Source organism: Sinorhizobium fredii (assembly GCF_002944405.1).
Taxonomy (GTDB): Bacteria; Pseudomonadota; Alphaproteobacteria; order Rhizobiales; family Rhizobiaceae; genus Sinorhizobium; species Sinorhizobium fredii_C.
The window spans coordinates 3,868,718-3,893,106 of the sequence record NZ_CP024307.1 but is presented as its reverse complement, the minus strand read 5'-3'; the positions used below and the strand labels follow the sequence as shown (position 1 = coordinate 3,893,106).

Below are 24,389 nucleotides of genomic sequence, written 5' to 3'. Positions count from 1 at the left end.
AATCGTCCAAGACGGTGCTCGCAATCCTTGCAAGCCGAAGGCACTGCGGCTAAAAAATGCCACTTTCATGCATCACGCGGCCGTGACATCCAGCGCGCCGTCGGCTTTGCGATATCTAAGCCCCAGGTCCCGGCCGGCGCCTGCTTCCGCGGGTACCCGGCCCCGGGATGATGAGGGCGGATGGGGGACACATGACCGTGTCTAGAAACGCGCCGGCGCCGCCTGGATCTTCCGGGCCGCAGCCACTTCGGCAGATCAACGAGAACCGGGCCCATCAACCCCGGTTGGAACAAGAATCCATACCCATGCTGCAACAAACGACGTCGTCCAACACACCGCGCGAACCGGAAGCGAAGCAAATCGATTACAACGATTCGATCCGTTCGACCTATTTCTCGATCGACGACCTCAGGGCATGCGGGGCCGAGCTTGCGTTGAACGGCGTTTCCTCCCTGCCGGGGTTCTTTCCCTTCGAGTTCCGCACCAGGCATCGGGAGAACGAAAAGGAAATCTTCCGCGTCTACCGGGCGACGGCGGCCGATGTCGAAGCCGGGGCCTCGATCACTCCGGCGGCCGAGTGGCTGCTCGACAACCACCACGTCGTCGAGGAAGCGATCCAGGAGGTCCGGCGCGACTTTCCGCGAAAATTCTACCGCCAATTGCCGACGCTGTCGGTCTCCGGAACGACCATACCGCGCACCATGGCTCTTGCCTGGCTCTTTGTGGCCCACACGCACAGCACAGTTTCGCGGGAGACCGTCACCGCGATGGTGGAAGGCTTCCAGGAGCATGAGACCTTAAAGATCGGCGAGTTGTGGGCACTGCCGTCGATCCTTCGCTTCGTGCTCATCGAAAACCTCAGACGCATCGCGATCCGCGTCGAACGCTCACGCGGCATGCGGCGGAAGGCGAACGAGGTGGCCGACCAGATCATCCGCCTCGGCGATCCGGATCGATGCCGGGCGCTGCTGGCGGACTCGGAAGCGCTCGCCGCCGACAATACCTTCATCGCCCAGCTTCTCTACCGCATGCGCGACGGGTCGCAGACCTCCGGCGCGGTCATCGCCTGGATCGAGGAGCGGCTGGAGCGCCGCGGCACCGACGTCGAGGAGGCGCTGGTTGCCGAGCAGAACCGCCTGTCGTCCGGCAATGCGACGATGAGCAACATCATTCGCGGCCTGCGCGAAATCGACGACACCGACTGGGCCGTCTGGTTCGAGAGCGTCAGCAAGATCGACGCGACGCTGCGCGAAGGCTCCGACTATTCGGCGCTCGATTTCGGCTCGCGCAACAAGTATCGCGACACGATCGAAAAGCTCGCCCGCCGGTCCGGCTACAGCGAGCACGAGGTCACCGAAACCGCGATCGAGATGGTCGAGGAGGCGAAGGCCGCCGCCGCCGTCGAGGCTCCGCTGCATGAGCCGAATGTCGGCGCTTTCCTAGTCGGCAAACGCCGCAAGGATCTGGAGAGGCGGATCGGCTATTCGCCGTCGGTGCTGCAGCGGATGATCCGCCTGGTGCGCAAGCTGGACTGGTTTGCGATCGCCGGGCCGAACATCCTCCTGACCATCCTGGCGATGATCGCCGTCTATGCCTTCGTCAGCCCGATGGACATTCCGAGCGGCGCCAAGCTGATCATGCTGCTGCTTTTCGCGCTCCCGGCCTCCGAGGGCGCGATGGGCCTGTTCAACACGCTCGTCACGCTCTTTGTCAGGCCGTCGCGGCTCGTCGGCTACGAATTTCTCGACGGCATACCCGAGGATGCCCGCACGCTGGTCGTGGTGCCGTGCCTGATCGCCAAGCGCGACCACGTCGACGAACTGGTGCGCAATCTCGAGGTCCACTATCTCGCCAACCCGCGCGGCGAGATCTATTTCGCGCTCTTGAGCGACTGGGCAGACAGCAAATTCGAGGAGACGCCCGCCGATTCGGATGTGCTCGAATATGCGAAGCGCGAGGTGGCGGCGCTCTCGGCCCGCTACGCCTATGACGGCAGGACCCGCTTCTTCCTGCTGCACCGCCGCCGGCTCTACAACGAGGCCGAAGGCGCCTGGATGGGCTGGGAGCGCAAGCGCGGCAAGCTGCACGAGCTCAACCTGCTGCTGCGCGGCGATCGCGACACCTCGTTCCTCCAGGGCGCCAACACCGTGCCGGAGGGCGTGCAATATGTCATGACGCTTGATTCCGACACGCGCCTGATGCGCGACGCGGTGACGAAGCTGGTCGGCAAGCTTTACCACCCGATCAACCGGCCGGTCGTGGATCCCCATGGCCAGAAGGTCGTCGCCGGCTACAGCCTGCTGCAGCCGCGCGTGACGCCGTCGCTGACGACGGGCAGCGAGGCCTCGGCCTTCCAGCGCATCTACTCGATCAACCGCGGCATCGATCCCTATATCTTCACCGTCTCCGACGTCTACCAGGACATCACCGATGAAGGCAGCTTCACCGGCAAGGGCCTCTACCACGTTGATGCCTTCGAAGCTGCGCTCAAGGGGCGCATCGAAGAAAATGCGGTGCTCAGCCACGACCTGCTCGAGGGCTCCTATGCGCGCTGCGCGCTGGTCACCGACATCGAGCTCGTGGAGGACTTTCCGACCCGCTACGAGGTGGAAATGTCGCGCCAGCACCGCTGGGCGCGCGGCGACTGGCAGCTCCTGCCTTACATCTTCAGCGTGGCGAACGGCCTCTCCATGCTCGGCCGCTGGAAGATGTACGACAACCTGCGCCGTTCGCTGATCCCCGTCGCCTGGCTCGCGGCCTCCGTCATGGGTTGGTACTACATGGAGCCGGCGGATGCGCTGATCTGGCAGATCGTGCTGATCTTCAGCCTGTTCGTCGCCCCGACGTTGTCGCTCATCAACGGCATCATGCCGCGCCGCAACGATATCGTCGCCCGCGCGCATATCCACACGGTGCTTTCCGACATCCGTGCCGCCAATGCCCAGGTCGCCCTGCGCATCGTCTTCATCGCCCACAATGCGGCGATGATGGCGGACGCGATCGTCCGCTCGCTCTACCGCACCTTCGTCAGCCGCAAGCTGATGCTCGAGTGGCGCACGGCCGCGCAGGTCCAGAGCGCCGGCCATGGCTCGATCGGCGACTATTTCCGCGCCATGTGGACGGCGCCGGCTCTCTCCCTCGTCTCGCTAGCGCTCGCCGCCATCTCCGACACCGGGCTGCCCTTCATCGGCATTCCCTTTGCCCTCGTCTGGGCGGCGTCGCCGGCGGTCGCATGGTTCGTCAGCCAGTCGGCGGAAACCGAAGACCAGCTCGTCGTCTCCGACGAGGCGATCGACGAGATGCGCAAGATCGCCAGGCGCACCTGGCGCTATTTCGAGACCTTCGTCACCGCCGAGCAGAACTTCCTGCCGCCGGACAATTTCCAGGAAACGCCGCAACCGGTGCTGGCGGAACGCACCTCGCCCACGAATATCGGCGTCTATCTTCTCTCGGTAATGTCGGCGCGCTCCTTCGGCTGGATCGGCTTCGAGGAGACGATCACCCGGCTCGAGCAGACCATTGCGACGATCGATCGCATGCCCAAATACCGCGGCCATCTGTTCAACTGGTACCGCACGCGGGGCCTCGAAACGATGGAGCCGCGCTATATCTCGTCGGTCGACAGCGGCAATCTCGCCGGTCACCTGATCTCGGTCTCGTCCATGTGCCGGGAATGGGCCGAGGCGCCCTCCGCCCATGTCCAGGGCAATCTCGACGGCATCGGCGACGTAGCGGCGATCCTTGCCGAGGTTCTGGCCGAATTGCCGGACGACCGCAAGACTGTCCGGCCCCTCAGGAAGCTGATCGAAGAGCGTATCGCCGGCTTTCAGAACGCGCTTGCCGCGGTCAAGCGGGAGCACGAATTCGCGTCGATCCGGGTCATCAACCTGGCGGTGCTTGCCCGCGACATGCACAAGCTGACCCTCAATCTCGACCACGAGGTCCGCAGCGCCCAGAGCGGCGAAGTGGCGAAGTGGGCGGGCTCGCTGGTGGCGACCTGCGAGGCGCACATCGCCGACGGCGTCTTCGATCTGGGTGCGATCGATTCGCTGCGCCAGCGCCTGCTGGTGCTGAAGGACCGGGCCCGCGACATCGCCTTCTCGATGGATTTCAGCTTCCTGTTCCGGCCGGAGCGGCGGCTGCTGTCGATCGGCTACCGGGTGAACGCCAACGAGCTCGACGAGGCCTGCTACGACCTCCTGGCTTCGGAAGCGCGGCTGACCAGCCTGTTTGCGATCGCCAAGGGGGATCTGCCGACCGAGCATTGGTACAAGCTCGGACGGCCGATCGTGCCGATCGGTGCGCGCGGCGCGCTCGTCTCCTGGTCCGGCTCGATGTTCGAATATCTGATGCCGCCGCTCGTCATGCAGGAGCGCCAGGGCGGCATCCTGAACCAGACGAACAATCTGGTGGTGCAGGAGCAGATCAACCATGGCCGGCGTCTCGGCACCCCGTGGGGAATCTCCGAGGCTGCGTTCAACGCGCGCGACCACGAACTGACCTACCAGTACACCAATTTCGGCGTGCCGACGCTTGGCCTCAAGCGCGGTCTCGGCCAGAACGCGGTGATCGCGCCCTATGCGTCGATTCTCGCCTGCATGTACGATCCGAAGTCGGCGCTCGCCAATCTCGCGCGCCTGCGCGAGGTCGGGGCGCTGGGTGCCTATGGCTACCATGATGCGGTGGATTTCACGCCAACGCGGGTGCCCGAAGGGCAGAAATGCGCCGTCGTGCGCAACTATTATGCCCACCACCATGGCATGTCGATCGCCGCGGTCGCGAACGTCGTCTTCAATGGACAGTTGCGCGAATGGTTCCACGCCGACCCGGTCATCGAGGCGGCGGAACTGCTGCTGCAGGAGAAGGCGCCGCGCGACATTCCGGTGATGGCGGCCAAGCGCGAGCCCGAATCGCTCGGCAAGGGCCAAGCCGACCTGCTTCGCCCGGAGGTCCGGGTCATCGAAGACCCGCTGTCGCAGGATCGGGAGACGGTTTTCCTGTCGAACGGCCACTATTCGATCATGCTGACGGCGAATGGCGCCGGCTATGCGCGCTGGAACGGCCAGGCGGTCACCCGCTGGAAACCGGATCCGGTAGAAGACAGGACGGGAACGTTCATCTTCCTGCGGGACACCGTGTCCAGCGAGTGGTGGTCGGCGACCGCCGAGCCGCGCCGCATCGAGGGCGAGAAGACGCTGACCCGCTTCGGCGACGACAAGGCCGAATTCGTAAAGACAGTCGGCGATCTGACGAGCGAAGTCGAATGCATCGTCGCCACCGAACACGATGCCGAAGGCCGCCGGGTGATTCTGCTCAATACGGGCACGGAAGACCGCTTCATCGAGGTCACCTCCTATGCCGAGCCGGTGCTTGCCTATGAAGACGCCGACAGCGCGCATCCGGCCTTCTCGAAAATGTTCATCCGCACCGAGATCAGCCGGCAGGGCGACGTCATCCGGGTGTCGCGCAACAAGCGCGGCCCCGGCGATCCCGATATCGAGGTCGCGCATCTCATCACCGACAATGCCGGCAGCGAGCGCCACACCCAGGCGGAAACCGACCGTCGCCGCTTCCTCGGCCAGGGCCGCACTTTGTCGGAGGCCGCTGCCTTCGACCCGGGCGTGAGCCTGTCGGGCACGGACGGCTATACGCTCGATCCGATCATGGCGCTCCGGCGCGTCGTCAGGGTTCCGGCCGGCAAGAAGGTCAGCGTCATCTTCTGGACGATCGCCGCCCCGGACCGCGAGGCGGTCGACCGGGCGATAGACCGCTATCGCCACCCGGAAACCTTCAATCACGAACTCATCCATGCCTGGACCCGCAGCCAGGTGCAGATGCGCCATGTCGGGATCAGCTCGAAGGAGGCGGCGAGCTTCCAGATGCTCGGCCGCTATCTCGTCTATCCGGACATGCATCTTCGCGCCGACTCGGCGAGCGTCAAGAGCGGCCTCGCCTCCCAGGCGGCGCTATGGCCGCTGGCGATCTCCGGCGACTTCCCGATCTTCTGCCTGAGGATCAACGACGACGGCGATCTCAACATCGCCCGCGAGGCGCTCCGCGCGCAGGAATATTTGCGGGCCCGCGGCATTACCGCCGATCTGGTGGTGATCAACGAGCGCGCCTCGTCCTATGCGCAGGACCTGCAGCACACGCTCGATTCGATGTGCGAGAACCTGAGGCTGCGCGGCCTGTCGGACGGCCCGCGCCAGCACATCTTCGCGGTGCGCCGCGACCTGATGGAGCCGGAGACCTGGTCGACGCTGATCTCGGCTTCGCGTGCCGTCTTCCACGCCCGAAACGGCACGATCACCGACCAGATCGCCCGGGCCGCCGCCCTCTACGCAAAGCCTGCGGAAGAGGCGAAGGAGCGGCCGCAGATGCTGCTGCCGGTGAACCAGGATGGAGCCGGCGGACGGGAGGCGACCGTCTCCGGCGAGGATCTCGAGTTCTGGAACGGCTTCGGCGGCTTTGCCGACGACGGCCGCGAATATGTCGTGCGGCTGCGCGGCGGCGAAGCGACGCCTCACCCGTGGATCAACGTCATGTCCAACGAGGGCTTCGGCTTCCACGTCTCGGCCGAGGGGGCAAGCTTCTCCTGGAGCCGCAACTCGCGCGACTACCAGCTGACCCCCTGGACCAACGACGCCGTCGTCAACCGTCCGGGCGAGGCGATCTTCATCCGCGATATGTCCAGCGGTTCGGTGCTGACGCCCTATGCTTCGCTCTCGCGGCGCAAGTCGGCGATCTTCGAGGCGCGCCATGGCCTTGGCTATTCGCTCTTCAGGAGCAAGCAGGACGAGCTCGAGATCGAAGCGGCCCATACCGTGCACCGGTCGCTGCCGGCCAAGCTGGTTCGGCTGTCGATCGTGAACCGCGGTTCGGTGACCCGCAAGCTGCGCATCTACGGCTATGCCGAGTGGGTGCTCGGCAACAATCGCAGCCGCACCGCGCCTTTCGTGCTCAGTGAATGGCAGGCTGCTTCGAAGGCGCTTCTCGCGACCAATCCCTATAGCATCGATTATGCCGGACGGACGGCCTTCTTCGCCATCGACGGCGCGCCGGCGAGCTACACGGCGAGCCGCCGCGAGTTCCTCGGCCGGAGCGGCGCAATCCTTGCCGCGCAGGCCGTGCTGTCGGGGGCCGAGCTTTCCGGGGCGATGGAAGTGGACGGCGATCCCTGCGCCGCGCTTGCGACGGATCTCACCATCGAGCCGGGCGCCGAGCGGCAGATCACCTTCTTCCTCGGCGACGCCGACAGCAAAGACCAGGTGGACGGAATTCTCCAAGAATTGCGTGTCGGTTCCTTCGACGGAACGCTGGAGGCGTCGAAGGCCTTCTGGAGCGAGTTCACCGGCGTCGTGAAGGTGAAGACACCCGACCGGGCCTTCAACCACATGGTCAATCATTGGCTCCCCTACCAGAGCCTCGGCTGCCGGATCATGGCACGCTCGGCCTTTTACCAGGCGAGCGGCGCCTTCGGCTTCCGCGATCAATTGCAGGATACGCTCGCCTTCCTCACGCACCGGCCCGAACTGGCACGGGCGCAAGTGCTGAACGCCGCTTCCCGGCAGTTTGTCGAAGGCGACGTGCAGCATTGGTGGCTGCCGGGCTCCGGCGCCGGCGTCCGCACGATGATTTCCGACGACGTCGTCTGGCTCGCCTATGCGGTGGCGCACTATTGCACGGTCACCGGCACGAAGGACATTCTCGACGAGAAGCTGCCCTTCATTGTCGGGCCGGCGCTCGAGGAGGGACAGCACGACAGCTTCTACACGCCGGAAATCGCCGATGAGGTCGCCGACATTTACGAGCATTGCGCCCGCGCTCTCGATCTCGCCATCAAGCGGACCGGGGCCAACGGCCTGCCGCTGATCCTCGGCGGCGACTGGAACGACGGCATGAACCGCGTCGGCGAGGCCGGCGAGGGCACGAGCGTCTGGCTCGGCTGGTTCCTGGCGGGCGCCTTGCGGGCCTTCCTGCCTCATGCGCGCGAACGCAAGGACGAAGCCCGCATCGCGCGCTGGGAGACGCATCTCGATATCGTCAAGCGGGCGCTCGACGAGGCCGGCTGGGACGGCGACTACTATCGCCGCGGCTATTATGACGACGGCACGCCGCTTGGCTCGGCGGAAAACAACGAATGCAGGATCGATTCGATCGCGCAATCGTGGAGCACGCTCTCGGGCGAGGGTGACGCGGAGCGTTCCAGGCGCGCCATGGACGCTGTGTTGGCGGAACTCGTCGATCCGGAAAAGCGCATCGTCCGGCTGTTCACGCCGCCGCTCGAAAAGACCAAGCAGGATCCGGGCTACATCAAATCCTATCCGCCGGGCGTGCGCGAGAATGGCGGCCAGTATACCCATGCGGCCACCTGGGTCGTGCTGGCCTTCGCCACCCAGGGGCGGCCGGAGGAAGCCTGGCGGGCCTTCCAGATGCTGAACCCGATATCGCATGCGCGCAGTCGCGAAGACGCCGAGCATTACCGCGTCGAACCCTATGTGGTCGCCGCCGATATCTATGGCGAGGGCCCGATTGCCGGCCGCGGCGGCTGGACCTGGTATACGGGTTCGGCGGGCTGGCTCTACCGCGCCGGCCTCGAGGGCATCCTCGGCATTCGCCAGCGAGGCGACAGGCTGGCGATCCAGCCGGTCCTGCCCGAACAGTGGGACGGCTATTCCGCCGACGTCCGGCTGAACGGCGCCACGCACCGGATTTCCGTCAGCCGCGACAAAAAAACCGGTGGGGTGATCGTCAGCGTCAATAATAGTGTCACAAAAAACGCGCATGAAGGCATTTTGCTGTAAGCGCCGGAATTGAATCGGAGAGGAACCGGCTTTGTACCGAACGTGCGAGGCCGGTTTCTCTTTGCGCCAATTTTGGAGCGCGCCCTGACTTTCGGGCCGCGATTTCATCGACGCTGCCAAGCGCCCTTTGAGGGCGGCGGCGTCCGGTTTTCAACAAGGGGTGGGGCGGGGCGCCAAATCCCGGATAAGGACCGCATGCTGCAAAAGACTTCTTGGGGCGGCATAGACCGGATCGGAACCGCCCCGGTCACGACAGGGCGCGACACACGCCTCGACGTGTTTAGAGCGCTCTGCCTGTTGACGATCTTCATCAACCACGTTCCGGGCCAGTATCTCGAATACCTCACCCACAAGAACATCGGCTTTTCCGACTCGGCAGAGGCCTTCGTGCTGATTTCCGGCCTTTCGGTCGGCGTCGCCTATTGCGGCCGGTTCGTGGCGGGCGCGCGGTTGGCGCTGACCCTGAAGGTGTGGCGGCGGGCGCTGACGCTCTATGTCGCGCATATCATGACGAGCGTGGTGACGCTGGCAATCTTCGCCGGCGGCGCCCTCTATTTCGGCCGCCAGGATCTGATCGGCGAGATCAACATCCGCCCGATCGTCGATCAGGCCGAGCAGGGCATCGTCGCCATGGTGCTGCTCGGCCACCAGCTCGGCTACAACAACATCCTGTCGATGTATGCGGTGCTGTTCCTGATGCTGCCCGGCATGCTGTGGCTGAATGCCGTCAGCCCGCGATTGCTGTTCGGATTCTCGGCAACGCTTTGGCTGGCCGCCGGCTGCTTCAAGCTGGTGCCGTACAATTTCCTCGACGAGGGCTATTGGTTCCTCAATCCGTGGTCCTGGCAGTTCCTGTTCGTGATCGGGATCATCGCGATGACCCATGTGCGCCGCGGCGGCAGCCTGCCGCGCAGCTGGTGGCTGATCGCGCCTTCCGCAGCCTATCTGATGATATCGGCCGCCTGGGTGCTGTTTTCCTGGTGGAACATCGACCTTTCCTTCGGCCTGCCGGCAGTGCTCACCGGCTTCGACAAGACCTTCCTGTCGCTGACGCGGCTGCTGCACGTGCTGGCGCTTTCCTACCTTTTGGCGATCACTCCACTCGTCAGCCGCCTGACGCGGCTCGACACCAATCATCCGCTGGTAATGATCGGGCGCAATTCCCTGGCGGTTTTCATCTTCGGAACGATCCTCGCCATGGCGGGGCAGGTGCTGCTCTTCGTCACCGGCAAGAACCCGATCATCGGCTCCCTCTTCGTCGTCGCCGGTATCGGCCTGCACTTCGTCTATGCCTATTACCTCGACTGGCTGAAGGAGGTAGGGAGTACGAAGCCGCTGAGGGTGGCATAAGAGCGCACGGATTGGGTCGATTTGCATGAATTCGATGTGGCGTAAGATGCGTCCGAGGCCTCATCGATTAGCGGATGTGGAGGGCTCATTCCTTGAAAGTGCCCACAGCATAGACCCCGGCATCGGCGGCGATTTCGCAAAACGCAACTGCAATAGGCGAGATGATCAGGAGCGCGGCGCTTCAAGGCGCGCGGCTGATCAGCTTCTGCGAAGGCGCGCTGTCGGGCTACGGGAAGGCGCAAATAGGAAGTCCTGATCATTGGCGGGACTTCGATTGGGATCGACAGGAAACCGCGCTTCGGGGTATGGCCGAAGTCTGCAGGCAATTCCGCATCTTTGCTGTCGTCGGTGCTGCGCATCGGCTCTGCGGAACCTACCCGCCGCACAACGGCCTCTACGTGTTCGCGGACGATGGGAAGCTGCTGACGAGATACGATAAGAGATCTCTGCGAGCTTGACGGCTGGTATACGCTAGGACTGCAGCCGGTCACGTTCGAGGTCGATGGTTATCGTTCGGCTGCGCGGTGTGCATCGAGTCGCAATTTCCGGAGATATTCGCCGAGTACGAGCGTCTTGGTGTCGATGCGGTTCTATTTTCCTCCTATGGCAGTTCCCCACATTTCCAAATCGCGCTGCAGGCGTATGCGGGGCTGAACTGCGTCTGGATAGCGGCCGTGACGCCAGCACAGGCTGCCCATGAGGGGGCCGGTGGGATGATCGGCACCGATGGGAGGTGGATCAGTCGAGGCTCGGACGCACTTGAGCCGAGCCTCGCGGTAGCAATGCTCGATCGGGCAGATCCAGCTTATGAAATCGCGCTTCAAAGAGCGCGCCCCTGGCATGCCAAGGCAAGGCAGGGAGACATTTACCGGGAAAAGATGGTGGACGACCCGAGAAGCCTAGACAGGAGCGTCTATTAACCTCGCGCGGACGAGAAGCACATGCGCCTTCCGCGGCCATCGCATTGCCCCAAAAGGAAATGCCCCGAAACGGGTCCGGGGCATTCGTTTGTTCGCAGGCAAGATGGGCGTCACGCCGCCGTGAGGCTCTTGCGGACATCCTCGTCCGTCAGGATACCGCTTGCCCTGAGCAGCGCCGCGAAGCGGCCGTTGCTCTGGCTGAGTTCGCTGAAGCCGCCCATTTCGACGATCCGGCCTTGATCCATGAAGATTACCAGGTCGGCCTCGCGCACCGTCGACAGGCGGTGGGCGATGATGAAGGTGGTGCGGTCCTTGCGCAGCGCATCGATCGCCTCCTTGACGCGCGCCTCGGTTTCCACGTCGAGCGCGCTGGTCGCCTCGTCGAGCACCAGGATCGGCGCGTTCTTGAGGATGGCGCGGGCAATGGCGATCCGCTGGCGTTCGCCGCCGGAGAGCCGGTTGCCGCGCTCGCCGACCATCGTGTCGTAGCCGTTGAGGCGGCCTTCGATGAAGTCGCTCGCGGCGGCAGCCTCGGCGGCGGCCATCACTTCTTCCAGCGAAGCATCCTCGCGGCCGAGGCGGATGTTGTCGCCGATCGAGCGGTTCATCAGGCCGGCGTCCTGGAAGACGGTGGCGATCGAACGGCGCAGCGACTTGCGCGTCACCGTCGAGATATCGACGCCGTCGATCAGGATCTGGCCGTGCTTCGGCTCATGGACCCGCTGCAGCAGGTTGACGAGCGTTGTCTTGCCAGCACCGGTCGGGCCGACGATCGCGACCGTCTGGCCGGCCTTGGCCGTGAACGAGACGTTGCGCACGCCCTGAGCGGAGTTGGCGAAGTCGAAGGAGATGTCGCGGAACTCGACTTCGCCGACGACGCGGGTGAGTTCCTGGGCGCCGGCCGGTTCATCGCGTTCGCGGACCGAATCTTCGAGCTTGTAGAAGTCCTCGAGCTTGGCGCGCGCCTCGAAGATCTGCGTCACGAAGGCCTTCATCTGGTCGAGACGGCCGATCAGCAGGTTGGCGAAGCCGATGAAGGCGATGACCTCGCCGACGCCCAGTTCGCCGCGCTGCACCAGGACGGTGCCGATCACGAGGATCGCCATCATCGAGATGGTCGAGGCGACGCGGTGGAGTGCGCTCGCCAGTGCCCACCAGTCAAGCACCGGGAACTGCGCGGAGAGGAGCCGCTCGGTGAACTTCTTGAGTTCCCGCGTTTCCGCTTCGATACGGTTGTAGCTGTGAACCACGGAAACGTTGCTGATCGAGTCGGAGACGTGAGAGAAGACCGTATGATAATGGTTCTCGACCGAAGCCTGGCCATCCTTCGTGCGCTTCATCACGGCCTTGCTGATCAGCACATAGGCGGCGCCGAGCACGACGAGGACCATCGACAGGCGGAAGTCCATGGCGAAGGCGGTCGGCACCAGCAGTACGAGCGCCACCGCGGTCGCAAGGTGCTGGCGCATGAATTCGAGCCACAGGCCGAAGAGGGTCTCGCAGGCACGCAGCAGCGTGTGCAGCGCATTGGAGGTGCCGCGCTGGCTATGCCAGGAGAGCGGCATGGAGACGATTCGGCCGAAGGCTTCCGTCAGCAGCGTCGCCCGGCGGCCATGCGCAAGGCGGTCGGCTCCGCGGGAGACGAGCACGAAGGCGATCGTGTTGAAGACGCCGAAGCCGGCCCACATAAGCAGCATCGGCGCGACGTCTTTCTGCGTGGAGATCGCGTCGATGATACGGCCGAAGAGGATGGGTTCGGCGATCGTGATGACAGCCAGGACGATATTGGCGATGACGATCGCCCCGACACGAAATTTGTGGACAGCAAGATACTGAAGCGCTCTTGCATACACCTGGAATAAAGACACTGTCTCACCCCTTCTGGGCATCGGATTTTCTGCCGCAACAGTCCTGCGGCACTGCGTTGCGCCCTTGCCGATCAGCGCAGGATTGCCCTGGTAGACCGACAAAGCCGCGCGAGACGGCCCTTGAGAAAAACCTGCGGAAAACGCGGAGCGGGCAAATCAGACGGCTTGATCATCCGGTCCAAGGGAGGAATTGGTGGACGATCCATCGTTCGCAATCTCTTGCCACGACTCCGATTTTTTGCAGGTTTCGTACAGGACCGGGCGTGATAAGAAGAATTATCGCGGTTGCAACATGAATGGCTTCTGAACGGCGTGTTCATAGAAGAATTCGCAAGCGCTCGCTGTCCGTTCCGACCACAGGGTGTTCCATGAATATAACGTTGCTCGTACAGTTTCTGGCGCTTCTGGAGGAGATGAAGACGCGCGAGGAAATCCTGCCCGAGTTCGAACGGCTGCTCGACCGCTGCGGCTTCGATTTTTACGGCGTCGTGCGCCAGCCCAAGCCGCACGAGAACCCGCTGCGGTTGCTGCTCGCCGGCCGATGGCCGGAGGGTTGGCCGCAGATCTACATCCGCAAGAAATATGTCGTCATCGACCCGACGATCCGCTATCTCGGCCACGCCCAGCGCGGCTTCCGCTGGCGCGACACGCTCGTCGCCTTCCGCTCCGACCCGCACCGCAAACGCATGGAAAGCATGATGGTCGAGGCCCGCAATCACGGGCTTTTCGACGGCTACATCTTTCCCGTGCACGGCCGGCGCGGGTTGATGGGCAACCTGACCGTCGGCGGCCGGGTGGTTGATCTGAGCCCGGTGGAACTGAGCCTTTTCGACGCGATCGCCAAGCGGCTGTTCTGGAAACTGCTCGAGCTGACCGATCCGGAGATCATGGCGGAGCTCGTCTCGCGCGTCGAGGTGCAGATGACGCGGCGCGAAATGGAGGCGCTGAACTATCTCGCCGACGGCATGACCTCCAACGACATCGGCAAGGTGCTCGACATTTCGAGCCACACGGTCGACTGGTACATGAACGGCATCCAGGAAAAGCTGAAGGCGAAGAACCGCCATCACGCGGTTGCCATCGCCTTCCGGCTGGGGCTGATCTCCTAGCTTCTCAAGTAAAAATCGCCGCCCCAGACTCCTTCTGGAACTGTCCGTACGATCCGAAGCTCCGCCATGACCCAATGGGTTAGGCTTCGTGTCGCATCTGAAATTGCACTTCATTCCTTGACTCGCTAATAGTTCTTTTCGCGGGTGCAGCATTCCGCGTTTCCAAGTCTATGAGGAGTCCGACTTGTCCATTTCGAAGATCCTTGTTGCCAACCGTTCCGAAATCGCCATCCGCGTCTTCCGCGCGGCCAATGAGCTGGGGCTTAAAACGGTCGCGATATGGGCTGAGGAGGACAAGCTGGCACTGCACCGTTTCAAGGCGGACGAGAGCTATCAGGTCGGACGCGGCCCGCATCTTGCCCGCGACCTCGGGCCGATCGAGAGTTATCTGTCGATCGACGAGGTGATCCGCGTCGCCAAGCTGTCGGGCGCCGACGCCATCCATCCGGGCTACGGGCTCTTGTCGGAAAGCCCGGAATTCGCCGAGGCCTGTGCCGCAAACGGCATCACCTTCATCGGACCGAAGCCGGAGACGATGCGCCAGCTCGGCAACAAGGTGGCGGCCCGCAACCTGGCGATCTCCATCGGCGTGCCGGTCGTGCCGGCGACCGAGCCGTTGCCCGACGATCCCGACGAGATCAAGCGGCTTGCGGATGAGATCGGCTATCCGGTGATGCTGAAGGCCTCCTGGGGCGGCGGCGGCCGCGGCATGCGGGCGATCCGCGACCCCAAGGACCTGATCCGCGAGGTGACCGAGGCCAAGCGCGAGGCCAAGGCCGCGTTCGGCAAGGACGAGGTCTATCTGGAAAAGCTGGTCGAGCGGGCTCGCCACGTCGAAAGCCAGATTCTCGGCGATACGCACGGCAATGTCGTGCACCTCTTCGAGCGCGACTGCTCGATCCAACGGCGCAACCAGAAGGTCGTCGAGCGCGCCCCGGCGCCCTACTTGAGCGAGGCCCAGCGCCAGGAACTCGCTGATTACTCGCTGAAGATCGCCGAGGCGACGAACTATATCGGCGCCGGCACGGTCGAGTATCTGATGGATGCCGACACCGGCAAATTCTACTTCATCGAGGTCAATCCGCGCATCCAGGTCGAGCACACGGTGACCGAGGTCGTCACCGGCATCGATATCGTCAAGGCGCAGATCCACATCCTCGACGGCTTTGCCATCGGCACGCCGGAATCGGGCGTGCCGAAGCAGCAGGACATCCGCCTCAACGGCCATGCGCTGCAGTGCCGCATCACCACGGAAGATCCGGAGCAGAACTTCATCCCGGATTATGGCCGCATCACCGCCTATCGCGGCGCCACCGGCTTCGGCATCCGGCTTGACGGCGGCACCGCCTATTCCGGCGCGGTGATCACCCGCTACTACGATCCGCTTTTGGAAAAGGTCACCGCCTGGGCGCCGAAGCCGGACGAGGCGATCCAGCGGATGAACCGGGCGCTCCGCGAATTCCGCATCCGCGGCGTCGCCACCAACCTCACCTTCCTCGAGGCGATCATCGGTCACCCGAAGTTCAAGGACAACAGCTACACGACGCGCTTCATCGACACGACGCCGGAGCTGTTCCAGCAGGTGAAGCGCCAGGACCGCGCCACCAAGCTCTTGACCTACCTCGCCGACGTCACCGTCAACGGCCATCCGGAGGCGAAGGGCCGGCCGAAGCCGAACGACGATATCGCCGCCCCGGTCGTGCCGTTCATCAATGGCGAGGCGAAGCCCGGCACCAAGCAGAAGCTCGACGCGCTCGGGCCGAAGAAATTCGCCGAATGGGTGAAGGCGCAGCCGCAGGTGCTGCTGACGGACACGACCATGCGCGACGGCCATCAGTCGCTCTTGGCGACGCGCATGCGCACCTATGACATCGCCCGGATCGCCGGCACTTATGCAAGGGCGCTGCCGAACCTGTTTTCGCTCGAATGCTGGGGCGGCGCCACCTTCGACGTGTCGATGCGCTTTCTGACCGAGGACCCGTGGGAGCGGCTGGCGATGGTGCGCGAGGGCGCGCCGAACCTGCTCCTGCAGATGCTGCTGCGCGGCGCCAACGGCGTCGGCTACAAGAACTATCCGGACAATGTCGTCAAATACTTCGTTCGCCAGGCGGCCAAGGGCGGCATCGACGTGTTCCGCGTCTTTGACTGCCTGAACTGGGTCGACAACATGCGCGTCTCGATGGATGCGGTCGCCGAGGAGAACAAGATCTGCGAGGCGGCGATCTGCTACACCGGCGACATTTTGAATTCCGCCCGGCCAAAATACGACCTCAAATACTATACCGATCTCGCGGCGGAGCTGGAGAAGGCCGGCGCCCATATCATCGCCGTCAAGGACATGGCCGGTCTCCTGAAGCCGGCCGCCGCCCGGGTGCTGTTCAAGGCACTGAAGGACGCGACCGACCTGCCGATCCACTTCCACACGCACGACACGTCCGGCATCGCCGCCGCGACGGTGCTGGCGGCGGTCGAGTCCGGCGCCGATATCGTCGACGCGGCGATGGATGCGCTTTCCGGCAACACCTCGCAGCCCTGCCTCGGCTCGATCGTCGAGGCGCTGTCGGGCTCCGAGCGCGACCCCGGGCTGAACCCGGAGTGGATCCGCCGCATCTCGTTCTACTGGGAAGCGGTGCGCCACCAATATGCGGCCTTCGAGAGCGACCTCAAGGGGCCGGCCTCTGAAGTCTACCTGCACGAAATGCCCGGCGGCCAGTTCACCAATTTGAAGGAACAGGCCCGCTCGCTCGGCCTCGAGACCCGCTGGCACGAGGTGGCGCAGGCCTATGCCGACGCCAACCAGATGTTCGGCGACATCGTCAAGGTGACGCCGTCCTCGAAGGTGGTCGGTGACATGGCGCTGATGATGGTCTCCCAGGACCTGACGGTTGCCGACGTCGAGAACCCGGCGAAGGACATCGCCTTCCCGGATTCGGTCGTGTCGATGCTGAAGGGCGACCTCGGTCAGCCGCCGGGCGGCTGGCCGGAGGCGCTGCAGAAGAAGGCGCTGAAGGGCGAGGCGCCCTATACGGCGGTGCCGGGTTCGCTGCTGCCGCCGGCCGATCTCGACGCGGAACGCAAGACGATCGAGGAGAAGCTCGGCCGCAGCGTCGATGACTTCGAGTTCGCTTCCTACCTGATGTATCCGAAGGTCTTCACCGACTATACGCAGGCCTGCGAGACCTATGGTCCGGTCAGCGTGCTGCCGACGCCCGCCTATTTCTACGGCATGGCGCCGGGCGAGGAGCTCTTCGCCGATATCGAGAAGGGCAAGACGCTGGTCATCCTCAACCAGGCGCAGGGCGAGATTGACGAGAAGGGCATGGTAAAGATGTTCTTCGAACTGAACGGCCAGCCGCGCTCGATCAAGGTGCCGGACCGCAACCGTGGCGCTTCCGCCGCCATCCGCCGCAAGGCCGAAGCCGGCAACGCCGCCCATCTCGGCGCGCCGATGCCGGGCGTCATCTCGACCGTCGCGGTTCACCCCGGCCAGCCGGTCAAGGCCGGCGACGTGCTGCTCTCCATCGAGGCGATGAAGATGGAGACGGCGCTGCACGCCGAGAAGGATGGCGTCGTTGCCGAGGTGCTGGTCCGGGCCGGCGATCAGATCGATGCCAAGGATCTGCTGGTGGTGTTTGGCTGATAGGGGCAACCCTTCAATACAAACGGCCGGAGTGATCCGGCCGTTTGTATTTGCTGTAAGGCGAAGGTGGCAACGGTCTGCAGCGGAGCCCAGCTTCCCCCGTCGTCATCCTCGGGCTTGACCCGAGGATCCATGCACGAGCTGCAACCTTCACGGAGCGGTCCACACGCAGGACCCTTGCGACTGGGTTCGGAACGCGATGGACCGGATGCTTGCGTGTGGATCCTCGGGTCAAGCCCGAGGATGACGATGGAGAGGGGAGATGCCCTCCCTGCTAAGCGTGCGCGCAGCCGTGCCATGGGAAAGCCGTCGTCACGGCGAACATTCTCTCAGATATCATAGCTCATCGGCGCACTGAGCGAGGCGATGAACCTTTTCGTGCGCTCCCGCTCTGGCGTCGAAAAAATCTTGCGCGGCGGGCCGCTTTCGACGACGACGCCGGCGTCGAGGAAGACGACGTGATCGGCGACGCGGGAGGCGAGGCGGAGGTCGTGGGTGGCCATGATCATCGTCGTGCCTTCGCGCGCGAGGCGGCTGAGCACCTCCACCACTTCTTCCGCCAATTCCGGGTCGAGCGCAGAGGTCGGCTCGTCGCAGAGGAGAACGCGCGGCGAGGGGGCGAGCGCCCGGGCGATTGCCACGCGCTGCTGCTGGCCGCCGGAGAGCGTCGCCGGCCAGGCATCGGCCTTGTGGGCCATGCCGACCTTTTCGAGGAGTTCGAGCGCCCGGGTGCGGGCCCGGTCGGCCGGCCATTTGAGAACGGTGACGAGGCCTTCCATGACGTTGCCGAGGGCGGTCTGGTGCGGGAAGAGCTGGAAGTTCTGGAACACCATGCCGGTCTGCCGGCGCAGCCGCTGGATCGCCTGCCAGCCGACCTTGCGGCCGGGGGCGAAGTCAAGCCGCTCGTCGCCGAGGCGGATTGCGCCGCTGGTCGGGATTTCCAACAGGTTGACGCAGCGCAGAAGCGTGCTCTTGCCGCCGCCGGAGGGGCCTACCAAGGCTGTGACGGTTCCTTCCGCCAGGCTGACGCTGATGTCGTTCAGGACCGCGTTGGTGCCGAAGCGCTTTACGATGTGCGTGAGCTCGATCATGCGCGCGCCTCCAGGAAACCGCCATAGCGGGCGAAGCGTTTCTCCAGCCTCACCTGGAGAGCGGAAAGCACGGAACTCATCACAAGATAGATCAGCGCTGCCTCGATATAGAGGATCAGGGGTTCATAGGTCGTGGCGACGATGCGCTGCGCCGTCTGGAAGAGCTCCGGTACGGTGATCGCCGCGGCGAGCGAGGTGTCCTTGACCAGCGATATGAAGGTGTTCGACAGCGGCGGCACGGCAACGCGGCCCGCCTGCGGCAGGATTGTCCGGCGCATCGCCTGGCTCCAGCTCATCCCGATCGAATAGGCGGCTTCCCATTGCCCGCGCGGCACGGAGGAGATCACCGCACGAATGATCTCGGACGTGTAGGCGCCGATGTTCAGCGTGAAGCCGATCAGCGCCGCCGGAAAGGCGTCGAGCAATATGCCGAGGCTCGGCAGGCCGTAGAAGATGACGAAAAGCTGAACGAGCAGCGGCGTGCCGCGGATTACCCAGACATAGAAGCGCGCCACGGCGACGAGGGGCGCCGGTGCGAACAGCCTGACGATGGCGGTGACGAGGCCCAGCAGCAGCCCGAGAACGAAGGAGAGCAGGGTCAGCGGCACCGTGAAGATCAAGCCGGCCCAAAGCAGGGTCGGCAGCGATTCCGCCATGAGGTTCAGCCAGTTGGGCAAGGGGAAGCCTTTCAAGACGCGCGGATCCGCTCCGGGGCCGGAACGGATCGTAACTCATAGGGCGAGATCAGGAAAAGTGGGAAGCGCCTTTCCGCTCGCCGGCGCTACTTGGACACGTTAGCGCCGAAATATTTCTGCGAGATTTTCTCGTAGGTGCCGTCGGCCTTGATTTCGTTGAGCGCCTTGTTGATGGCTTCGAGCAGCTCCGGTTCGCCCTTGCGGATGATGATGCCCGAATAGTCGGCATCGGCCTGCTCGGCAGCGACCTTCACGGGGGCGTCCGGCTTTTGCTTCTTGAAGTCGAGGAAGGACAGGCTGTCGTTGATGGTCGCGTCGGCGCGGCCGGTCAAGACGAGCTGGATCGACTGGTCGAAGCCGTCGGTGCCGACGAGCTCGGCGCCCGAGGCTTGCGCAAGCTTGCCGAAGTTGCTGGTCAGCGATTGGGCCGACTTCTTGCCCTTCAAGTCGGGGAAGTCCTTGATCTCCTCGTTGTCGGCCTTGACGATCAGCACCGCCTTGGAAGCGATATAGGGCTCGGAAAAGTCGTATTTCTTCTTGCGTTCCTCGGTAATGCCGACCTGATTGATGACGGTGTCGTAGCGGTTGGCGTCGAGGCCGGCGATCAGGCCGTCCCACTTGCCTTCGAGGAACTCGGCCTTGACGCCGAGGCGCTCGGCGACCGCCTGGCCGATCTCGACGTCAAAGCCAACGAGCGTGCCGTTCGCATCATGATAGGTGAAGGGGGCATAGGTGCCCTCGGTGCCGATCTTCAGCACGCCGGCCGATTTGATGTCGTCGAGATTCGACCCTGCCTCGGCCGGCGCAAAGGCGGCAAGTTGCAGCAGGGCGGCAGCGAAAAGTGTCGGAAGGAGCTTCATTGTCTTGTTTCCATCTTTGTTGTTCTCCGGCCCGTCATCCGGATTGCGGGCGAGACTCGCACAAAATCCAGGCCGCCAGAGCGCATAAAAGACCAATCCCCAGCCGGTTCGGTAGAATATTTTCTCAGGCGAACCGTCCGCCGCCGGAACGGACCCCATTAGAACCTTCAGGCGGCGTGCCTGTTCCCAATGATCCAAGGTTGAAACTGCACGGCAAGACTGGTACTCACGTTTAAAGCGATTCATGCACGTTTTTTCACGATTAGGAAAATGGCGATCGAACTGCTGCTCCGCGAAAGAAAATCCCTGATCCGGGAGCGCCTGAGAACCAATGGCCGCGTTCTGGCGGCGGATCTCGCGCGCGAACTCAACGTTTCCGACGACACGATTCGGCGCGACTTGCGCGAAATGGCCGCGGCTGGTCTTTGCGAGCGCGTCTATGGCGGCGCCCTGCCGATCGCTCCGGACGCAGGCTCGTTAAGCGAGCGAGCGGCGCTCGCTTCGGAACGCAAGGCGGTGCTGGCGCGGGCATCGGTCGGCTTCATAGAGCGCGGCATGACCGTGTTTGTCGATGCGGGCTCGACCAATCTGGCGATCGCCCGGGTGATCGCCCCGGACCTCACGGCGACGATCGTCACCAACACGCCGCTGATCGCCTCCGCCTTGATGGAAAAGCCGGGGCTCGACCTTATCCTGATCGGCGGACCCCTCGACCGTGCGGTCGGCGCGGCGGTCGGGGCGAGGGCACAACGTGACGCCGCGTTGCTGCGGCCCGATCTCTGCCTTCTCGGGACATGCGGTGCCGACGCCGAGGCGGGGCTGACGGCCTTCCATTTCGAGGATGCGGAATTCAAGCGGCTGATCGCCTCGCGCAGCCGCTCGGTGCTTGCCGCCATCACGACGGACAAGCTCGGCACGGCCGCGCCGCATGCCGTGGTCGGTATCGACGCCGGTTCGACTCTCATCCTCGAGGCGGATGCACCGGAAGCCGAGATCGCCGCATTCACCGCGCGAGGGGCACGTGTCGTTCTTGCGGGCGAGCGCGCCGGATGAGCATCGCGGCACAGCCCGAACGGCAAACGTATCAGAATCAGTTTGAGCCGGCTTGTCCGGCAGCGGAAAGTTAACAATGGATCAGCGCACAGACACCGCCCCGAAGGTCGCAGTCCGACAGGGCTACATGTCGAAGAACCGGCTCGCCGTCTCCCTCCTGTTCCTGATGAACGGCTTCGTCACCGGCAGCTGGGCCCCGAAGATCCCCGAATTCAAGGATCGGCTCGGGATCGGCGAGAGTGTGCTCGGCCTCCTTATCCTCGTGTTCGGCATCGGCTCGCTGGTGCTGATGCCGATCGCCGGTGGCTACATTGCTCGCATCGGCTCGCAGAAGGTGGCCAAGGCCACGGCGATCATCCTCTCGCCCCTGCTGCTCGTGCTGACGCTGGTGCCGAACGTCTGGGCGGCGGCGCTCGGCATGTTCCTGCTCGGCGGCTTCGTCGGCGCCATGGACGTGGCGATGAATGCCAATGCCGTCGAGGTCGAGAAATCGATGCGCCGGGCCATCATGTCCTCCTGCCACGCCTATTGGAGCCTCGGCGGTCTGATCGGCGCCGGCATCGGCGGCTTCCTGATGGCCCGCGTCGGCGTCCTGCCGCATGCGATCGTGGTGACTTGCCTCTGCGCCGCGATCCTTGCTGCTGCCTGGCCGATGATCCTTGCAGATCAGCCGCATCCCGCGGCCGCCAAGGAGAAGCTCAGACTGCCGAGGACGCCGCTGCCGTGGCTTGTCGGCCTGATGGCGCTGTTCTCCATGGTGCCGGAAGGGGCTGTGCTCGACTGGGGCGCCCTCTATCTCCGCAATGAACTCGGCGCCTCGGTCGAGCTATCGGGCTTCGGCTTTGCCGCCTTCTCGGCGACGATGGCGGCGATGCGTTTTGCAGGCGACCATGTGCGCGATCGCTTCGGGGCGACGACGACGCTGCGCGTCTGCACCGTCACTGCGCTGGTGGGAATGGTTCTGGCGGGGCTTGCGCCGAATGCGGCCTTAGCGGTTCTCGGTTTTGCCATCGCCGGCATCGGCATTTCCAACATGGTGCCGATCGCCTTTTCGGCCGGCGGCAACATGCCCGGCCTGCAGCCGGGCATCGGCCTCGCCGTCGCGACCACCATGGGCTATTCCGGCATGCTGTTCGCGCCGTCGCTGATCGGCTTCATTGCCGAGCACAGCGGTTTCGCGGTGATCTTCGCATCGCTCCCCGTTCTCTTCGTCGTCGTGCTTCTCCTGTCGCACCACGCCGTTCATGCGGATCAAGGCGGGGAGCATTAGATCGCCGTTGCACGGAACGCGGCTGGCACAGGCGACTGCCCCTCAACCGGCCTGCCGGCCACGTTCTCCCCGCAGGCGAGGCGAAGGTGACTCGCGGCTTGTTCCGAACTCCCTCGTCCGCTCGGCGTATGCTGTCGGCCGTGCTCTGCGGCGAAAGGGGAGCGAGGCTTGCGGCAGACCCCTTCTCCCCGCCTGCGGGGAGAAGGTCGCGGCAGCGGGATGAGGGGCGCTTCCCGCGCCGTCGGTCGCCGCCATCAATTCGCCGTCAGCGCATGATGTTGCCGTTGACAAGTACGCTTTCCTTCGCCACCTGAATGACGAAAGCCGGAGCGGTTTCCGTATCACGCTCCGCCCGCGGGATCCAAAAAGAGGCCTTCATGTCTTCTGCCTTCGATTTCGAGCCAAAGCCGCGCCGTGCCTCGGTCGCCGTCGATGTCGGCGGCGTCATCGTCGGCGGTGCCGCGCCGGTCGTCGTCCAGTCGATGACGAATACGGATACGGCCGATATTGACGCGACGGTCGCGCAGGTGGCGGCTCTTCACAAAGCGGGCTCGGAACTGGTGCGCATCACCGTCGACCGCGACGACAGTGCGGCCGCCGTGCCGAAGATCCGCGAGAGGCTGCTGCGGCTCGGCATGGACGTGCCGCTCGTCGGCGACTTCCACTATATCGGCCACAAGCTCCTGGCCGACCATCCGGCCTGCGCCGAGGCGCTTGCCAAATACCGCATCAATCCGGGCAATGTCGGCTTCAAGGACAAGAAGGACAAGCAGTTCGCCGAGATCATCGAGATGGCGATCCGCTACGACAAGCCGGTGCGCATCGGGGTGAACTGGGGCTCTCTCGACCAGGAACTGCTGACGCGGCTGATGGACGAGAACCAGGCCGCGGGCTCGCCGCTGACGGCGCAAGAGGTGACGCGCGAAACGATCGTGCAGTCGGCGCTGCTCTCGGCGGAATTGGCGGAAGAGCTCGGCCTGCCGCGCAACCGCATCATCCTTTCCGCCAAGGTTTCCGGCGTTCAGGACCTGATCGCCGTCTATGCGATGCTTGCCGCCCGCTCCGACCATGCGCTGCATCTCGGGCTTACCGAGGCCGGCATGGGCACCAAGGGCATCGTCGCCTCCTCGGCCTCGCTCGGCATCCTGATGCAGCAGGGGATCGGCGACACGATCCGCATCTCGCTCACCCCCGAGCCCGGCGGCGACCGCACCCGCGAGGTACAGGTGGCGCAGGAGCTCCTGCAGGTGATGGGCTTCCGCCAGTTCATTCCCGTCGTCGCCGCCTGTCCCGGCTGCGGCCGCACCACCTCCACCGTCTTCCAGGAACTTGCCCAGAAGATCCAGGAGGACATCCGCGCCAGCATGCCAGTCTGGCGCGAGAAGTATCCGGGCGTCGAGGCGCTGAAGGTCGCCGTCATGGGCTGCATCGTCAATGGCCCCGGCGAGAGCAAGCATGCCGATATCGGCATTTCGCTGCCCGGCACCGGCGAGATGCCGGCCGCACCGGTCTTCATCGACGGCCAGAAGGCGATGACCTTGCGCGGCCCGAAGATCGCCGAGGACTTCCAGCTTCTCGTTGCCGACTATATCGAGAAACGCTTCGGCCACGGCCAGGCGGCGGCGGAGTAGCGCCGTTATCTGCCCCTCATCCGGCCTGCCGGCCACCTTCTCCCCGCAAGCGGGGCGAAGGGGACTTGCGGTGACGCTTCAACCCCCTCGCGCCGTTT

General features: G+C 64.3%; 12 protein-coding genes. 8 read left to right on the top strand and 4 right to left on the bottom strand.

Annotated features, from left to right (window positions below):
- Positions 1–191: 191 nt before the first annotated feature.
- The 3 genes from ndvB (at position 192) to NXT3_RS32480 (ending at position 10,612) form a co-directional block, all read left to right on the top strand.
- Positions 192–8,804, top strand: a complete 8,613-nt coding sequence (gene ndvB / locus NXT3_RS19070; protein ID WP_104839869.1) for a cyclic beta-(1,2)-glucan synthase — start codon at positions 192–194, stop codon at positions 8,802–8,804.
- 195 nt (positions 8,805–8,999) lie between these two features.
- Positions 9,000–10,154, top strand: a complete 1,155-nt coding sequence (locus NXT3_RS19065; RefSeq protein ID WP_097526076.1) for an OpgC family protein — start codon at positions 9,000–9,002, stop codon at positions 10,152–10,154.
- 161 nt (positions 10,155–10,315) lie between these two features.
- The gene (locus NXT3_RS32480) at positions 10,316–10,612 is read left to right on the top strand and encodes a nitrilase-related carbon-nitrogen hydrolase (protein ID WP_234819763.1); all 297 of its coding nucleotides are present in this window, start codon (positions 10,316–10,318) and stop codon (positions 10,610–10,612) included.
- Between the two features lie 572 nt (positions 10,613–11,184).
- On the opposite strand, the gene NXT3_RS19055 is transcribed toward NXT3_RS32480, so the two are convergent.
- Complete coding sequence (locus tag NXT3_RS19055) at positions 11,185–12,942, bottom strand: glucan ABC transporter ATP-binding protein/ permease (RefSeq protein ID WP_097539624.1); 1,758 nt, start codon at positions 12,940–12,942, stop codon at positions 11,185–11,187.
- Positions 12,943–13,310: 368 nt separating this feature from the next.
- On the opposite strand from NXT3_RS19055, the gene NXT3_RS19050 reads away from it, so the two are divergent.
- Entirely contained in the window at positions 13,311–14,051 is a 741-nt protein-coding gene (locus NXT3_RS19050; protein WP_037390409.1) for a helix-turn-helix transcriptional regulator, read from the top strand.
- 184 nt (positions 14,052–14,235) lie between these two features.
- Positions 14,236–17,691, top strand: a complete 3,456-nt coding sequence (gene pyc / locus NXT3_RS19045) for a pyruvate carboxylase (protein WP_104839868.1) — start codon at positions 14,236–14,238, stop codon at positions 17,689–17,691.
- Positions 17,692–18,020: 329 nt separating this feature from the next.
- On the opposite strand, the gene NXT3_RS19040 is transcribed toward pyc, so the two are convergent.
- The 3 genes from NXT3_RS19040 to NXT3_RS19030 form a co-directional block, all read right to left on the bottom strand.
- Positions 18,021–18,782, bottom strand: coding sequence for an amino acid ABC transporter ATP-binding protein (locus tag NXT3_RS19040; RefSeq protein WP_037418262.1), 762 nt, complete (start codon positions 18,780–18,782; stop codon positions 18,021–18,023).
- Positions 18,779–19,459 (bottom strand): ABC transporter permease subunit, encoded by a 681-nt coding sequence (locus NXT3_RS19035; protein WP_097526078.1) that lies wholly within the window; start codon positions 19,457–19,459, stop codon positions 18,779–18,781. The genes NXT3_RS19040 and NXT3_RS19035 overlap by 4 nt, the downstream gene beginning before the upstream one ends.
- Before the next feature lie 104 nt (positions 19,460–19,563).
- Positions 19,564–20,337, bottom strand: coding sequence for an amino acid ABC transporter substrate-binding protein (locus NXT3_RS19030; protein WP_097539683.1), 774 nt, complete (start codon positions 20,335–20,337; stop codon positions 19,564–19,566).
- A gap of 270 nt (positions 20,338–20,607) precedes the next feature.
- On the opposite strand from NXT3_RS19030, the gene NXT3_RS19025 reads away from it, so the two are divergent.
- The 3 genes from NXT3_RS19025 to ispG all read left to right on the top strand — a co-directional run bounded on the left by NXT3_RS19025 (position 20,608) and on the right by ispG (position 24,291).
- Complete coding sequence (locus NXT3_RS19025; protein WP_097539622.1) at positions 20,608–21,390, top strand: DeoR/GlpR family DNA-binding transcription regulator; 783 nt, start codon at positions 20,608–20,610, stop codon at positions 21,388–21,390.
- Between the two features lie 76 nt (positions 21,391–21,466).
- Positions 21,467–22,660: an MFS transporter gene (locus NXT3_RS19020; protein ID WP_176536622.1), complete on the top strand. Its 1,194-nt coding sequence runs from the start codon at positions 21,467–21,469 to the stop codon at positions 22,658–22,660.
- Between the two features lie 377 nt (positions 22,661–23,037).
- A complete protein-coding gene (gene ispG, locus NXT3_RS19015) occupies positions 23,038–24,291 on the top strand; it encodes a flavodoxin-dependent (E)-4-hydroxy-3-methylbut-2-enyl-diphosphate synthase (RefSeq protein ID WP_037418251.1) in 1,254 nt (417 codons plus the stop codon).
- The last annotated feature ends 98 nt before the right edge of the window (positions 24,292–24,389 follow it).